The 15,567-nt window shown below is 63.3% G+C and carries 12 protein-coding genes; 8 read left to right on the plus strand and 4 right to left on the minus strand.

All coding sequences use genetic code 11. The features are described 5' to 3' along the window. The first annotated feature begins 30 nt into the window (after positions 1-30). The 6 genes from rpsF to alr all read left to right on the plus strand — a co-directional run bounded on the left by rpsF (position 31) and on the right by alr (position 4,812). Positions 31-447: a 30S ribosomal protein S6 gene (gene rpsF, locus EA798_RS02895; protein WP_003298557.1), complete on the plus strand. Its 417-nt coding sequence runs from the start codon at positions 31-33 to the stop codon at positions 445-447. A gap of 28 nt (positions 448-475) precedes the next feature. Then, positions 476-706 carry a 30S ribosomal protein S18 gene (gene rpsR, locus EA798_RS02900; protein WP_003283112.1) on the plus strand — a complete coding sequence of 77 codons (231 nt, stop codon included), beginning with the start codon at positions 476-478 and terminating at the stop codon, positions 704-706. A 34-nt stretch (positions 707-740) separates the two neighbouring features. Beyond that, positions 741-1,634: a YybS family protein gene (locus tag EA798_RS02905; protein WP_106157555.1), complete on the plus strand. Its 894-nt coding sequence runs from the start codon at positions 741-743 to the stop codon at positions 1,632-1,634. Positions 1,635-1,655: 21 nt separating this feature from the next. Next, the gene (gene rplI / locus EA798_RS02910; RefSeq protein ID WP_015275641.1) at positions 1,656-2,102 is read left to right on the plus strand and encodes a 50S ribosomal protein L9; all 447 of its coding nucleotides are present in this window, start codon (positions 1,656-1,658) and stop codon (positions 2,100-2,102) included. A gap of 103 nt (positions 2,103-2,205) precedes the next feature. Further along, positions 2,206-3,600 carry a replicative DNA helicase gene (gene dnaB / locus EA798_RS02915; RefSeq protein WP_015275642.1) on the plus strand — a complete coding sequence of 465 codons (1,395 nt, stop codon included), beginning with the start codon at positions 2,206-2,208 and terminating at the stop codon, positions 3,598-3,600. Between the two features lie 135 nt (positions 3,601-3,735). Beyond that, positions 3,736-4,812, plus strand: coding sequence for an alanine racemase (gene alr, locus EA798_RS02920; protein WP_122097990.1), 1,077 nt, complete (start codon positions 3,736-3,738; stop codon positions 4,810-4,812). Here the strand turns inward: alr and EA798_RS02925 are convergent. Further along, positions 4,800-6,665 (minus strand): diguanylate cyclase domain-containing protein, encoded by a 1,866-nt coding sequence (locus EA798_RS02925; RefSeq protein ID WP_122097991.1) that lies wholly within the window; start codon positions 6,663-6,665, stop codon positions 4,800-4,802. The two genes, alr and EA798_RS02925, sit on opposite strands and share 13 nt — an antisense overlap. 168 nt (positions 6,666-6,833) lie before the next feature. Here EA798_RS02925 and EA798_RS02930 point away from each other — a divergent pair, with 168 nt between their 5' ends. Beyond that, positions 6,834-9,113 carry a YgiQ family radical SAM protein gene (locus EA798_RS02930; protein ID WP_106157558.1) on the plus strand — a complete coding sequence of 760 codons (2,280 nt, stop codon included), beginning with the start codon at positions 6,834-6,836 and terminating at the stop codon, positions 9,111-9,113. A 54-nt stretch (positions 9,114-9,167) separates the two neighbouring features. Here EA798_RS02930 and EA798_RS02935 read toward each other — a convergent pair whose 3' ends face one another. Next, entirely contained in the window at positions 9,168-11,129 is a 1,962-nt protein-coding gene (locus EA798_RS02935) for a methyl-accepting chemotaxis protein (protein ID WP_122097992.1), read from the minus strand. 139 nt (positions 11,130-11,268) lie between these two features. Beyond that, entirely contained in the window at positions 11,269-12,864 is a 1,596-nt protein-coding gene (locus EA798_RS02940) for a response regulator (RefSeq protein WP_106157560.1), read from the minus strand. A gap of 217 nt (positions 12,865-13,081) precedes the next feature. Between EA798_RS02940 and EA798_RS02945 the strand changes: the two genes are divergently transcribed. Then, entirely contained in the window at positions 13,082-14,140 is a 1,059-nt protein-coding gene (locus tag EA798_RS02945; RefSeq protein ID WP_106157561.1) for a DUF2333 family protein, read from the plus strand. A gap of 44 nt (positions 14,141-14,184) precedes the next feature. On the opposite strand, the gene EA798_RS02950 is transcribed toward EA798_RS02945, so the two are convergent. Then, positions 14,185-15,522 (minus strand): sigma-54-dependent transcriptional regulator, encoded by a 1,338-nt coding sequence (locus EA798_RS02950; protein ID WP_122097993.1) that lies wholly within the window; start codon positions 15,520-15,522, stop codon positions 14,185-14,187. Between the last annotated feature and the right edge of the window lie 45 nt (positions 15,523-15,567).

Raw genomic sequence — 15,567 nt, forward strand, 5'->3', positions numbered from 1 at the left:
TCGGCAGGCTGCAACCCGTAAGGAGCAATTATGCGTCATTACGAAATCATCTTTCTGGTTCACCCGGACCAGAGCGAACAGGTCGGCGGCATGGTGGAGCGTTACACCAAGCTGATCGAAGAAGACGGTGGCAAGATTCACCGCCTGGAAGACTGGGGCCGTCGTCAGCTGGCTTACGCCATCAACAACGTGCACAAGGCTCACTATGTGATGCTGAACGTCGAGTGCAGTGGCAAGGCCCTGGCCGAGCTGGAAGACAACTTCCGCTACAACGACGCCGTCATCCGCAACCTGATCATTCGTCGCGACGAAGCCGAGACCGAACAGTCTGAAATGCTCAAGGCCGAGGAAAACCGTAGCGAACGCCGCGAGCGTCGTGATCGCCCTGACAACACTGATGGCTCCAACGAGAGCGACAGTGACAGCGATAACAACGCTGACGAGTAATCCACGGATCTATTGAGGAGCCTATTTCATGGCACGTTTTTTCCGTCGTCGTAAGTTCTGCCGTTTCACCGCCGAAGGCGTGAAAGAGATCGACTACAAGGATCTCAACACCCTGAAGGCCTACATCTCCGAGACCGGCAAGATTGTTCCTAGCCGTATCACCGGAACCAAGGCACGTTATCAGCGTCAGCTGGCTACCGCTATCAAGCGCGCCCGCTACCTGGCCCTGCTGCCCTACACCGACAGCCACGGCCGTTGATCCGGCTGGTCGGCAGAAGTAAAGGATAAATCGCATGCGCGCCCTGGCTGAGTTCATCATGCGCGGCCGTATGCAGGCCATCTTCGTGGTGGCCGGGGCTGCGGCGCTGCCCATGTTGTTCTGGTTGAGTGCTGCTGCGGGCTGCCTGGTGCTGTTGCGGCGGGGCCTCAACGATGCGCTGGGTGTGCTGGTCTGGGCCGTATTGCCGGCGCTGGCCTGGTGGTACTTCGGCGATCCGCGAACCCTGCTGGTACTGTTGGGCTCGCTGGGGCTGGCGCTGCTGTTGCGCAGCCAGGCGTCGTGGGAGCGGGTCATGTTATGCAGCGTGGGGCTCGGACTGTTGTATGTCTGGGCGCTCGGTGCGGTGTTTGGCGAGCCCATCGCGGCGCTGGCCAGCGAACTGCAGAAAGTGTTGCCCGACGCATTGTCGGGTGCCTATCAGCAGCTTTCGGTGGAAGAGCGCGGGCGTTTGGAATCACTGCTGGCACCTGTGCTGACCGGTCTTCTGGCCGCCCTGTTGCAGATCGTCACCCTGCTGAGCCTGATGCTTGGTCGTTACTGGCAGGCTGCGTTGTACAACCCAGGCGGATTCGGCAGCGAGTTTCGTGCGCTGCGGTTTCCACCGCTGCTGGCGATGTCGCTGCTGGTCGGCATGCTGCTGGGGCCAAATCTCGGTGCGCAGCTGGCCGTGCTGACGCCTCTGTGCAGCGTGCCGCTGGTATTCGCCGGCATCGCGCTGATGCATGGGTTGGTGGCTCAGGGACGTCTGCCGCGATTCTGGCTGGTGGGTCTGTACGTCACGCTGGTGCTGTTCATGCAGTTGATTTATCCGTTACTGGCCGTTTTGGCCATTGTCGACAGTCTGTTTGATTTTCGTGGTCGCGCAGCCGGTAAGAACGGTGCGGGACCTGCGAACGGTGAAGGTTAAAAGTTAAGAGGTAAGACTCAAATGGAAGTCATCCTGCTGGAAAAAGTCGCAAACCTGGGCAACCTGGGCGACAAGGTAAACGTCAAGTCTGGTTACGGCCGCAACTACCTGCTGCCGCAGCGCAAGGCTACTGCTGCTACCGCAGCTAACATCGCCGAGTTCGAAGCTCGTCGTGCTGACCTGGAAAAAGCTGCTGCCGAGCGCAAGGCATCTGCCGAAGCTCGCGCTGCTCAGCTGGCCGAGCTGGAAGTCACCATCACCGCTACTGCGGGCGATGAGGGCAAGCTGTTCGGTTCCATCGGTACTCACGACATCGCCGACGCACTGACCGCCTCTGGCGTTGAAGTGGCGAAGAGCGAAGTTCGTCTGCCGAACGGCACCATCCGCCAGGTTGGTGAATACGACGTGGCTGTGCATCTGCACACCGACGTCGAAGCGACCGTCAAGCTGATCGTCGTAGCCGGCTAAGCCATCGTCTGGCACCGCTGGTGCCTGACGAGTAACATCGGGCGCGTTTCCATGCGAATGGAGCGTGCCCTTTGTTTTTCTGTAGTTCCGAATTCCGAGTGCCATGAACGACATCAGCGTCCCGCAGCAATATGATCTGGAAACCGCCGCACTAAAGGTGCCGCCACACTCCATCGAAGCAGAGCAAGCGGTGCTCGGCGGTCTGATGCTGGACAACAATGCCTGGGAACGCGTGCTCGACCAGGTATCCGATGGCGATTTCTATCGTCACGATCATCGCCTCATTTTCCGCGCCATCTTTACCCTCGCCGAGCGTAACTCGCCCTTCGATGTGGTCACCCTGTCCGAGCAGCTGGACAAGGAAGGGCACCTGCCGCAGGTCGGTGGCCTGGCCTATCTCGGTGAGCTGGCGAAGAACACCCCGTCGGTGGCGAACATCAAGGCCTACGCGCAGATCATTCGCGAGCGGGCCACCCTGCGCCAGCTGATCGGCATCAGCAACGAGATCGCCGACAGCGCCTACGCACCGCAGGGTCGCACCGGTGAGGAAATTCTCGATGAGGCCGAGCGCCTGATCTTCCAGATCGCCGAGGCACGGCCCAAGACCGGCGGTCCGGTGGGCATCAACGATATTCTGGTAAAGGCGATCGATCGCATTGATACCTTGTTCAATGCGGGCGAGGCGATTACCGGCCTTTCCACCGGCTTTACCGATCTGGATGAAGCCACCAACGGGCTGCAGCCGGCCGACCTGATCATCGTCGCCGGCCGTCCCTCCATGGGTAAGACGACCTTTGCCATGAACCTTGTCGAGAACGCCGTGCTGCGCACCGACAAGGCGGTACTGGTGTTCTCCCTGGAAATGCCCGCCGACTCCATCGTCATTCGTATGCTCGCGTCGCTCGGCCGCATCGACCAGACCAAGGTGCGCGCCGGTAAGCTCGAAGACGATGACTGGCCGCGACTGACTTCGGCGGTGAACCTGCTCAACGACCGCAAGCTCTTCATCGACGACACCGCAGGCATCAGTCCGTCAGAGATGCGCGCGCGAACCCGGCGCCTGGCTCGTGAACACGGCGAGATCGCCATGATCATGGTCGACTACCTGCAGCTGATGCAGATCCCCGGTTCGAGTGGCGACAACCGTACCAATGAGATCTCCGAGATTTCCCGCTCGCTCAAGGGGCTGGCGAAGGAATTCAACTGTCCGGTGATCGCCCTGTCGCAGCTCAACCGCTCGCTCGAACAGCGACCCAACAAGCGCCCGGTGAACTCCGACCTGCGTGAATCGGGGGCGATCGAGCAGGACGCCGACATCATCATGTTCGTTTACCGGGACGAGGTGTATCACCCGGAAACCGAGTACAAGGGTGTCGCCGAAATCATCATCGGCAAGCAGCGTAACGGCCCGATCGGCACCACGCGTCTGGCGTTTCTCGGCCGCTATTCGCGCTTCGAAAATCTGGCTCCGGGCAGCTATCAGTTCGACGACGACTGACCTGAGCCGGAGGAGTATGGGTATTCGAAGGCGTACGGCATGATCCGTGGCGCGCTTTCGGCAGAACCTCTGCCTGCGCGCCCCGGTCGACAGGAGTAAGATTTCGTCCACCCGCCGTTGTACAGGAAGATTTTCATGCGCCCGCTGGTTGCCACGGTCGATCTGACCGCGCTTCGTCACAACTACCTGCTAGCCAAGCAATGCGCACCGCAGCGCAAGGCGTTTGCCGTGGTCAAGGCGAACGCCTACGGGCATGGCGCGCGCGAGGCGGTAACGGCACTGCGCGAGATTGCCGATGGTTTTGCCGTGGCCTGTCTGGAAGAGGCGGAAGATGTCCGTCTCAGCGCGCCGGACGCGCGTATCCTGCTGCTTGAAGGCTGTTTCGAACCGGCCGAGTATCTACGCGCAGCCGAATTGCGGCTGGATGTCGCCGTCCAGGACCAGCGCCAGGCTGACTGGCTGTTGGCCGCCGATATCAGTCGACCACTCAACGTCTGGTTGAAGCTGGATTCCGGCATGCATCGGCTCGGCTTCACTTTGGAGGGGCTGCGTGACTGCCATGAGCGACTCAAGGGCAAGGCGCAGGTCGGTGAACTGAACCTGATCAGCCATTTTGCCTGCGCCGATGAACGCGGCCACCCGCTGACTGAGCTGCAGCTGGAGCGTTACGCTGAGTTGCTGCCGCTGGAGTTCGACAACTGCTCGCTGGCCAACTCCGCCGCGGTCCTGACATTACCCCAGGCGCACATGGCGTGGATTCGTCCCGGCATCATGCTTTACGGCGCCACGCCGTTTGCCGAGCTGAGCGCACAGGCGCTCGGTCTGCGGCCGGTGATGACGCTCACCGGCGCCCTGATCGCCATTCGTGAGCTGGAGCCGGGCGAGAGTGTCGGCTACGGTGCCAGTTGGGTGGCGCAGCGCCCTTCGCGAATCGGCACCGTCAGCTGCGGTTATGCCGACGGCTATCCGCGTACCGCACCTTCCGGCACCTCGGTGGTGATCCATGGCCAGCGCGTGCCGCTGGCCGGCCGGGTGTCGATGGACATGCTGGCAGTCGATCTGACCGACGTGCCGCAGGCGCAGCTCGGGGATGCCGTGGAGCTGTGGGGGCCGCAGATGCCGATCGACGAGCTGGCGCAGGCCTGCGGGACCATCGGCTACGAGCTGCTGACCAAGGTGACCGGTCGGGTACCGCGCCGCTACGTCGGCTGATCGTCTGGTTGCCGTTGCTCGTCCTGCTGTACCCAGTTCCCGCGTCCCTGATGCTTGGCGCGGTAAAGCGCCTCATCCGCGGCCTTGTACAGCTGCGAAAACCCCTCGGCGTGGCGTGGAAAGAACGCCGCGCCAATGCTAATCGTGACAGTCAGGCTGATGCCGCGGTAGGGCACGGGCTGCGATAGTTCGTGCAGCAGCCGTTCGGCGATCTGCGCAGCGTCCTGTTCGACGTTCGGACCGGTGAGCAGCACAGCGAATTCATCCCCGCCCAGTCGTGCCGCCATATCGCTGCTGCGTACCAGGTCGCGCAGCCGCTGGCTGAGTGAACGCAGCAGCAGATCGCCGGCATCGTGGCCGTGGCTATCGTTGATGGGCTTGAAGTGGTCAAGGTCGATGAGCAGCAGGCCGATGGATTCATGGCGGCGTCTGGCATCGCTCAGCGCCATCTCGACACGTTCGATCAGGTAGCGCCGGTTGGGTAGCTCGGTCAGCGGGTCGTGGAAGGCGACCTGTTTGAGCTCGACTTCCCGTTCGCTGAGATGCCGGTTGGCTTCGGCGAGCTCGGCGGTGCGCAATTCCACCGCCAGGCTGAGCTGCTCGGCACTGGCCTGAACCTGCCTCAGTCGTGCGCTCTTTTCCTGATCCGCATGCTCCAGCGCTGCTGCCCGTTCCTGTTTGAGGATCTGGATGCGGTAGGCCAGCGCAAAGGAGAACAGGATGGATTCTGCGGTCACCGCCAGCGGGAAGAGGTAGGCATTCCAGTTCGCAGGCTGAACTATGCCGGTGGCGCGCAGCAGAAGCAGGTTGACGCTGGCCAGGATCACGCCGAAGCCGAGCAGATAGAGTAGCGCCGGGAAATAGCCCTGGCGCCAGCGTCGGAACGAAGCCCATAGCGAGGCGGGGATCGCGGTGAGCGCCAGGGCCACGAATACCCAGGCGCCGAACGCCCGCCAGCCGAAGGCGTTGAGCAGTACGGCCGTGACATAGAGAATCAGGGCGAAGGTCAGCAGGCGATGGGCCCAGGGCACGAACTGCCGCGTCTGCAACAGCGTCTGGGTGAAGCGGCAGGCGCTGAAGCCCCAGAGTGCCGGGATGCTGATGCGGTCGAGCCAGAAGGGCACCGGGCCGCCTGGCCAGAGGTACTGAAAGCCATGGCCGGTCATCGCCAGGATCATCAGCAACGCGCCGGTGGTGGTCACCACGTACCAGAAATAGGCGCTGTCGCGCAGGCTGAGAAAGATGAACAGGTTGTACAGCAGCATCGCCAGGATGACGCCGTAGATCAGGCCGAGAAACAGGTTCTCGCCCACGGCCTGCTCCTGCAGGGCGTCGAGCTGCCAGGCCTTGAGCGGAAAGGAGTTGCCTGCGGGATCATGGCTGCGCAGGTAGAAGGTCACCGGCTGCTGGTCGCCGAGAGGTGGAAGCCTGAACAGCATGCGCCGGTAGGCATGGTCGCGGCCCTCGTGAAAGCCGACCAGCTCGCCGGATTGACGCTCGGTCCAGCCACCGTTGCCGTCCGGCAAATAGATGCGCAGGTCCTTCAGCGTTACCGAGCCAACTTCCAGCCACCACTGCGGCGGCGCGTCGCTGTCCCGTTGCAGGCTGACGCGGATCCACCAGGGATGCGGACTCTGTCCGACGCTGGCCTTGCCTTCGGCTGGCAGGAACCGCGCCTGTACGTCTGGGTCTTGCAGCTCGTCGATGCTCAGCTCGGCGCCGGGATCCATCAGCAATTCCACGTGGGCATTCAGACTGCGGCCGCTGTCATGTGCGCCGATCAGGGCAGTATCGGCATGGGCCGGCAAGAGCGTGCCTAGGCACAGCAGCAGGGCGAGGAGGATGGCGTGCACCAGGATCTCCCGGGCTCGATGCGTGGGTCGGGTGGCGCGAGTATAGCGGGCGACAATGACACTGCGCGCGCCCGTCGCCAAGGTTGATAAAGACCCTGCACGCTGGTCGGACTTGGTTATTTTTTGTGCTATATTCCGCGCCCGTTTTCGTTGCCCCGGTTTCCCGCCATGCACGCCGTCAAGCCACTGTTCGACTATCCCAAGTACTGGGCCGAGTGTTTCGGTCCGGCGCCGTTCCTGCCGATGAGCAGGGAGGAGATGGATCAGCTCGGCTGGGACTCGTGCGACATCATCATCGTCACCGGTGATGCCTATGTCGATCATCCGTCCTTCGGCATGGCGATCATCGGCCGCCTGCTCGAGGCGCAGGGCTTTCGCGTGGGCATCATCAGCCAGCCGGATTGGCAGAGCAAAGACGACTTCATGAAGCTCGGCGAGCCGAACCTGTTCTTCGGCGTCGCGGCCGGCAACATGGACTCGATGATCAATCGCTACACCGCCGATCGCAAGGTCCGCTCCGATGACGCTTATACCCCGGGTGGTCTGGCCGGCAAGCGGCCGGATCGCGCCAGCCTGGTCTACAGCCAGCGCTGCAAGGAAGCCTACAAGCATGTGCCGGTGGTGCTCGGCGGCATCGAGGCTTCGCTGCGCCGCATCGCTCATTACGACTACTGGTCGGACAAGGTGCGCCGCTCGATCCTGATGGACGCCACCGCGGACATCCTGCTCTACGGCAATGCCGAGCGCGCCATCGTCGAGGTCGCGCAGCGCCTGGCGCGCGGCGAGCCGGTTGAAGCGATCACCGACGTGCGCGGCACGGCGTTCATTCGCAAGGACGCACCCGAAGGCTGGTTCGAGATCGACTCCACCCGCATCGACCGCCCGGGCAAGATCGACAAGATCATCAACCCCTACGTCAACACGCAGGACCTGTCCGCCTGCGCCATCGAGAAGGACAAGGGGCCACAGGACGACCCGAACGAAGCCCGGCCGGTGGAGCTGCTGCCGCACCCGAAGCTGGAGCGTGACCGCACGGTGATTCGCCTGCCGTCGTTCGAGAAGGTGCGCAACGACCCGGCGCTGTATGCCCACGCCAACCGCGTGCTGCACCTGGAAACCAACCCCGGTAACGCCCGCGCGCTGGTACAGCGTCACGATGACCGGGAGTTGTGGCTCAATCCGCCGCCGATTCCGCTGACCACCGAGGAAATGGATTACGTGTTCGCCGCGCCCTACGCGCGCGTGCCGCATCCGGCCTACAACGGCGCGAAGATTCCCGCCTACGAGATGATCCGCTTCTCGGTGAACATCATGCGCGGCTGCTTCGGCGGCTGTACCTTCTGCTCGATCACCGAGCACGAGGGGCGCATCATCCAGAGCCGTTCCCACGAGTCGATCCTGCACGAGATCGAGGAGATGAAGAACGTGCCGGGCTTTACCGGCGTGGTCTCCGATCTCGGCGGGCCGACTGCCAACATGTATCGCCTGGCCTGCAAGAGCCACGAAATCGAGAAGCACTGCCGCAAGCCGTCCTGCGTGTTCCCCGGCATCTGCGAGAACCTCAATACCGATCACAGCTCGCTGATCGAGCTGTACCGCAAGGCACGTGCACTGCCTGGCGTGAAGAAGATCCTGATCGCCTCCGGCCTGCGCTACGACCTCGCCGTCGAGTCGCCGGAGTATGTCAAGGAGCTGGTCACCCACCATGTCGGCGGCTACCTGAAGATTGCGCCGGAGCACACCGAGCGTGGTCCGCTGGACAAGATGATGAAGCCGGGCATCGGCACCTACGATCGCTTCAAGCGGATGTTCGAGAAGTACTCGAAGGAGGCGGGCAAGGAGCAATACCTGATCCCGTACTTCATCGCCGCGCACCCCGGCACCACCGACGAGGACATGATGAACCTCGCCTTGTGGCTGAAGGCCAACGGCTTCCGCGCCGACCAGGTGCAGGCGTTCTATCCGTCGCCGATGGCCTCGGCCACCGCCATGTACCACACCGGCAAGAATCCGCTGCGCAAGGTGACCTACAAGAGCGAAGGCGTCACCGTGGTCAAGAGCGAGGAGCAGCGTCGTCTGCACAAGGCCTTCCTGCGCTATCACGATCCCAAGGGCTGGCCGCTGCTGCGTGAGGCGCTGACCCGCATGGGCCGCGCCGACCTGATCGGCAACGGCAAGCACCAGCTGATCCCGGCGCACCAGCCGGCCACCGAGGGCTATCAGAGCGCACGGCGCAAGAACTCGACGCCGGTCGGCAGCAAGAAGGCCGGGCAGGGTGGCAAGATCCTCACCCAGCACAACGGTCTGCCGCCACGCAGTCATGACGGCAACGCCTGGGACAAGCGCGAGCAGGCCAAGGCCGCGGCCGAAGCCCGGCGCAAGGCGGAAAAGAGCGGCAAGCCGGCGGGCAAGGGCGGCAAGCAGCAGCGCCCGGTCGCACCCCGTTAGCGTTAGCGGTTCCTCGGCACAAGAAAACGGAGCGCCAGGCTCCGTTTTTCTTTTTCAGAACCTGAACGCCTGGGTCGCTCGATCCAGCTCACTGCCCAGTTGCAGCATCTGCGCACTCTGCTCACGTCCCCGGCTGATGTGGTTCAGGTTGGCATCGCCCAGCTGATGGATGCGTTCACTGTGCCCGCGGATCTCGCCCACCGCGTCACCCTGCTGGGCGGTCGCCTGGGCGATCTGCTCGGCCATGCGACTGATGGTGGCGATGGTCGAGACGATCTCGTTCAGCGCCTGATCGGCACTTTGCGCCAGGTTTGCCGTGCTTTCGGCGTGTGCTACCTGGCTGCGCATGGCCTCAACCGACTGTCTGGCCGCCTGCTGCAGGCGGCCTATCAGTTGCTGGATTTCCTCGGTTGCGCCACTGGTGCGTTGAGCGAGTGAGCGCACTTCGTCGGCTACCACCGCAAACCCGCGCCCATGACCGCCGGCCCGCGCGGCTTCGATGGCGGCGTTCAACGCGAGCAGGTTGGTCTGCTCGGCAATGGCACGGATGACGGTCAGTACATTGCCAATGGTGGTGGTCTCGTCGGCAAGGCGTTCGATCGCCGCTGCATTGTCCTGCACCTCGCTGACCAACCCGTGCAGGCCGCTCAGGCTCTGGCCGATCACCTGCTGACCATGGTGCACGGCCCGCGCCGCTGCGCGGCTCGCCTCGGCGGCCTCTCCGGCCCCATCGGCGACCTGCTGGATGGTGGCCTCCAGTTCGCTCAGCGAATCGCGTATCTGTGCAGTATCGCCAGTCTGGCGCTGGGCGCCTTCGTGCAGGTCGCTGCTCATTTCATCAAGGCTGCGGCTGCTGGCGGCGACCTGGGTCGCCTGCTGGCGCAAGGTGCCGACCAGGTCCAGCAGGTAGCTGCGCAGGCGATTGAGTGAGCTTTCGATATCGACGATCTCGCGGATCTTCGACTCGAGCCTCGCATCGCTGGCGAAGTCGCCTCTAGCCCATGCCGAGAGGGCCGGCACCAGCTGGCCGAGGGCGCGGGTCAGCTGGCGCTGCAGGCGATCGATAGCGAGGGCGATCAGCAGGATCAGCAGAATGATGCCGACCTGCAGCATGCGCACCTCGGCCTGGATCCGGGCATGCTCGCCGCGTACCGTCGGCTCCAGTTCTGCCAGGGCCTGCTGCACGGCATCGATCTTACTGGCGCTGCTCTGCAACAGCTCGCTGCGCTGGCGGATCAGCTCGCGGGTGCGCTGCAGTTCGGCCGGGTAGCGCTTGATCAGGCCGGCGAGTTCACGTTTCAGCGCGATGCCGCGGTCCTCGCTGGTCTGTTCGGCCCTATCGTTCAGATCGAGTAGCGCGGCGAAACTGCTGGCTGCCGATTGGTCTGCAGTCAACACGCCAAGCAGTGGCAGCGCATCGATCTTCGCCGCGCTCTGTTCGAGCTGGCGCAAGGTTTGCTCGACTTCACCGGCGAGCTCGTCGCGGCCGGAGGCCACCAGCTTCCCCCGCGCATGGCTGAGTCGCAGCAGTTGTTGCCCAGTGGTGAACAACGGCTGCTGGTAATGCTGCGCAGCCGGGTTGTCGGACTGGGCTCGATAGCCGTCGAGTTGCGTCAGTGCTGCGGATATTTCACGTTCCGCCTGCAGCAGCAGGCCCTGCGGATCACCGGCCAGCTTGCCGGCGGCGAGCAGATCAACGGCGCTGAAGCGGATCAGCTCGTCCAGGCTCGGCCGCAGGTTTTCCGCCAGGGCGCTAGGCAACTCGGTGGTGCCTTCCTGCAGCTCGGCGAGTGCCTGCTGTGCCTGGCTGTAGCGAAACGCGTCGCCGCTGGCGAGATAGCGTTGTATGTTTTCTGCAGCATGGTGTTGAAACTGCTGGGACAGGTTCAGGTAGCGCGCCATGAGCAGGTAGGGGCGCTCCATGGCGCGCTCGGACCACCAGAGCGTGGCACCGAGCGCCAGGCAGACCGCAACGAGCAGCAGGGTATTGAGAGTGGTGAGCGACTTCAGGCGCATCCTTGCCTCGCAGGACAGATCGGGAGGCCTGCAAGGTATGGCAGTTTGATGTCATTCGCGTTACAGCTGTCGCGGTGGCGCTGTCAGCGGTTCGATTGAAGCCGGCTCGTCCGGATTCGTGCTGAGACGAGGCCGCGGATCAGTAGCGCTCGACGCGGTTGCGGCCGCCGTGCTTGGCGCGATACAGCGCCTCGTCGGCCTGCTGCGTGAGCACCTTGACCTCGGCGTCACCGGTGAGCTCGGTGATGCCGCAGCTGAACGTGCAGCTGAGGTCCTGCGGCTGAGCCGGGAAGCGAATCTCCGCAAAGCGCTGGCGGATCTCGTTCAGCACCTTGCAGGCCGCCTCGGCCGGCGTGTCGGGCAGGACCACGGCGAACTCTTCACCGCCGTAGCGGCCGATGTGGTCGGTCTTGCGCAGCCGCTGTTTCAGGAACAGCGCGAGGCTCTTGATGACCCGATCGCCCATGGGATGGCCGAAGGTGTCATTGACCTGCTTGAAGTGATCGATATCCAGCATGGCGAAGCTCAGCGGACGGTTGTCGCGTAGCGCACGGAAGCGGGCGTCCTCGAGCAGCTGCAGGCTGTGGGTGTGATTGTAGAGGCCGGTGAGGCTGTCCCGCACGATGCGCGCCTTCAGGCTTCTGGCGCGGGTCGCACGGGTGCGCACGGTCGCGATCAGGTGACTGGGCTTGATCGGTTTGGTGAGGAAGTCATCGCCGCCTTCGCCCATGGCATCCAGCTGCTTGTCCAGGTCGTCTTCGGCGGAAAGGTAGATGATCGGTACGCTGACGTAGCGCTCGTGCTGGCGAATCACTTTCGCCAGTTCGGTGCCGAGACACTCGGGCATGTACATGTCGAGGATGATCAGGTCCGGTTGGAACTCGGCCAGCACGCTGATGGCCTGGATCGGCTCGATCAGCGTCTGAGTGACGATGCCGGCATTGTTCAAGACCCGCTCGGTATGGGTGGCCTGGGCGCGGGAGTCGTCGATGATCAGCACGCGGATCGGTTCGTAGTGCGCGGTACGGGTGAAGATTTCGATCTTCTCCAGCAGGCTGCTGGCGTCCAGGGTGCCCGTGAAGAATTCCAGGCCGCCCGCGCGCACGGCAGCCAGGCGCGTGGGGGTATCGGTTTCGGCATGACTGAAAAACAGCATCGGTAGCTTGGCTTCCAGTCCCTGTTGCACCTGTTCGGCCAGGCGCAGCCCCTCGCCGGGGCCGTTGAAATCGACATCCATGACGATGGCCGCAGGGTGGCGTCGATGCATCGCGGTTCGGAAGGCAGCGACGTCGGTGAATGCCTGCGCGGACATGCTGAAGAAATCCAGTTGGCGTACCAGGTGTTCGGCGCGCTGCGGATCCTGCAGCGCGATATACACCGGTTTGCTCAGCGGCGGAAGAAACGACTGATTGTGCGGATCGCTGTGGCGCAGGCCGGTGCGCGCGAGGCGATAGATCAGCTGGCTAAGGGTTGAGATGGTGCTGCTGGAAAGGCGGCCGCGGTTGTCACGGATGTCGCCCAGGCAATCCTCGATACTCAGCGCCAGTTCGCTGTGCTCGGCTTGTTCGAAACGGTCGGCGAAGCGGCGCAGGCGGGTGGTCGCTTCGGTGAGGGCCGCGTGGTAATCGCCGTTCCATTCGCTGCGCTGCAGCTGCTGCCACACTTCCAGCACTTCCCGTGCCTGGTGGATGACGCGTTGGGCGAAATGCTGCTTGAGTTCTTCCTGATCCGACATCTCGGTTTTCCTGGTGCGCCAGGTGCGCTGCCCTGGTGCTTTATAGTGGCGGCATGCTATCACCCGCGGGGCGCTTTGAAAGCGCGTCGGTGCGGTAGTGGTTCTCAATTTGGCACTGAGCTGGTTGGGGGCGTGCGTTATAGTGAGGGTATCTCATCGCAACGTCGCCGACGCTATGCGGTCGAATTCCTGAACTCGCGAGAAGGACACATTGCCCATGTTGGACTGGAAGAATCGCTTCGCCCGCCTAGGCCGCTCGAATGGCTCTGCCGGGGCGACCGGCCATCGGCCAGGCAGCCCGCTTCTGCTGATTCTTGCTGGCCTTCTGGGTGTTTACCTGTTGGTCACGCTGATACTCGGATGGTACTGGAGTCGGGAGCCGGATATGTTCCCCGTGCAGCAGCACACTCGCCAGGCGGCTGAGGCATCGCAGCGCCAGTTGGTCAGCGGTTACACGACGGTGGAAACCCTCAAGCGCGTTGCCAGCACCCTGCTGGACAAACCAGGCGGTTATCTGAGCAACGATATTGCACCGCCGGGCCTCTGGCTGGACAACATGCCGAGCTGGGAATATGGCGTGCTGGTGCAGGTTCGGGATCTTTCGCGGGCGCTGCGCAAGGACTTTGCGCGCTCGCAGTCGCAGTCCACCGAAGACCCAGACCTGGCCAAGGCCGAACCGTTGTTCAACTTCGACAACCGCAGCTGGGCGCTACCGGCCTCCGAGTCCGAATACCGTAACGCGATCCGCGGCCTGGATCGCTATCTGGCTCGCCTCAGCGATCCTGAGCCCAAGGCGCTGTTCTATACCCGCGCCGATAATCTGAACAACTGGCTTGGCGACGCAGCTACCCGACTGGGCTCGCTTTCGCAACGGCTTTCGGCCAGTGTCGGCCGGGTGCGGCTGGATACCGATATCGCTCCTGAGCAGGAGCGCGCGGGTATCGTGCCGCAGGTCAAGGAGCAGGTCGTGGAGACGCCCTGGCTGCAGATCGACAATGTGTTCTTCGAAGCGCGTGGCCAGGCCTGGGCACTGTCCCACCTGCTGCGGGCTATCGAGGTGGATTTCGCCGACGTGCTGGCGAAGAAGAATGCGACGATCAGCGTGCGTCAGATCATTCGTGAGCTTGAGGCGGCGCAGGAGCCGCTGTGGAGTCCGATGGTACTCAATGGCAGCGGTTATGGCGTGCTGGCCAATCACTCGCTGGTGATGGCCAACTACATTTCCCGCGCCAACGCGGCAATCATCGATTTGCGCAACCTGCTGTCGCAGGGCTAGCTGAGGCTGGCATCCTTTGGCGGCGGGCCCAGGCCCGTCGCTACTCAATCCAGGCCGAGCTTTTTCAGGCGATAACGCATCGAGCGGAAGGTCAGGCCGAGCCGCTGGGCAGCCGCCGTGCGGTTCCAGCGTGTTTCTTCGAGAGCCTGCATGATCAGCTTGCGCTCAATCTCTTCCAGGTGATCTTCCAGATTGTCGATTTGCGCCAGGCTGGCTTCGCCGTTTTCGGACGGGCCGGTGCTGTCGGCGAGGCGCAAGTCTCCGGCCTTGATTTCCTCCCCGTCGCAGAGCGTATAAGCGCGCTCAAGCATGTTCTCCAGTTCGCGCACGTTGCCTGGGAAGCGGTAGCTCTCCAGTTTGGCCAGGGCCTCAGGATGCAGATGGGTGATGCTGTCTCCGCATTCCTGGGCCAGGCGCCGGAGCATGGCATCGGCGAGCAGGCGGATGTCCTCGCGGCGTTCGCGCAGTGGCGGTACGCGCAACTCGATCACATTCAGGCGGTAGTACAGATCCTGACGGAAGCGCCCAGCCGCGACTTCGGCGGCCAGGTCCTTGTGAGTCGCGCAGAGGATGCGCACATCGACCATGACTTCTTGCGCGCCACCGACCGCACGAACGGCCTTCTCCTGGATGGCGCGCAGCAGTTTGACCTGCATCGGCAGTGGCAGATCCGCCACCTCATCGAGAAAGAGGGTACCGCCGTTGGCGGCCTGGAACAGGCCCGGCTTGTCCTCGATGGCGCCACTGAAACTGCCTTTCTTGTGGCCGAAGAACTCGCTTTCCATCAGCTCGGAAGGAATCGCGCCGCAGTTGACCGGCACGAAGGGTTTTTCAGCACGTGGCCCTTGTTCGTGGATCAGGCGGGCCACCAGCTCCTTGCCGCTGCCGGATTCGCCGCTGATATACACCGGCGCCTGACTGCGGGCGAGCTTGCCGATCTGCTTGCGCAACACCTTCATCGGCGGCGAGCCGCCCAGCAATCGGCTGTCTACCGGCGCCTCCGCGGCGGGTGCACGCAGGCGCAGGGCGGTGCTGACCAGCTCGCGCAGGCGGTTGAGGTCTACCGGCTTGGTGAGGAAATCGAACGCACCGGCCTTGAGTGCGCCGATCGCGGTGTCCAGGCTGCCGTAGGCGGTGATCATCGCCACCGGAAGTTGCGGATGCTGCTGCTGGATGTATTGCACCAGTTCCAGGCCGCTGCCATCAGGCAGTCGCATGTCGGTCAGGCACAGGTCGTAATGCTCGCGGGCAAGCAGTTCGCGTGCTTCCTTGAGGTTGCGCGCGCTGCGGGTGTCGAGCTTCATGCGGCCGAGGGTGATTTCCAGCAGCTCGCGAATATCCGGCTCGTCATCGATGATCAGTGCTTTCTGGCGCGCGGTCATGGTCCTGCTCTTGAATTCGTGAGGCGTATGTCGCCGCGAATGCGG

It is taken from the genome of Pseudomonas songnenensis (genome assembly GCF_003696315.1).
Classification (GTDB): domain Bacteria; phylum Pseudomonadota; class Gammaproteobacteria; order Pseudomonadales; family Pseudomonadaceae; genus Stutzerimonas; species Stutzerimonas songnenensis.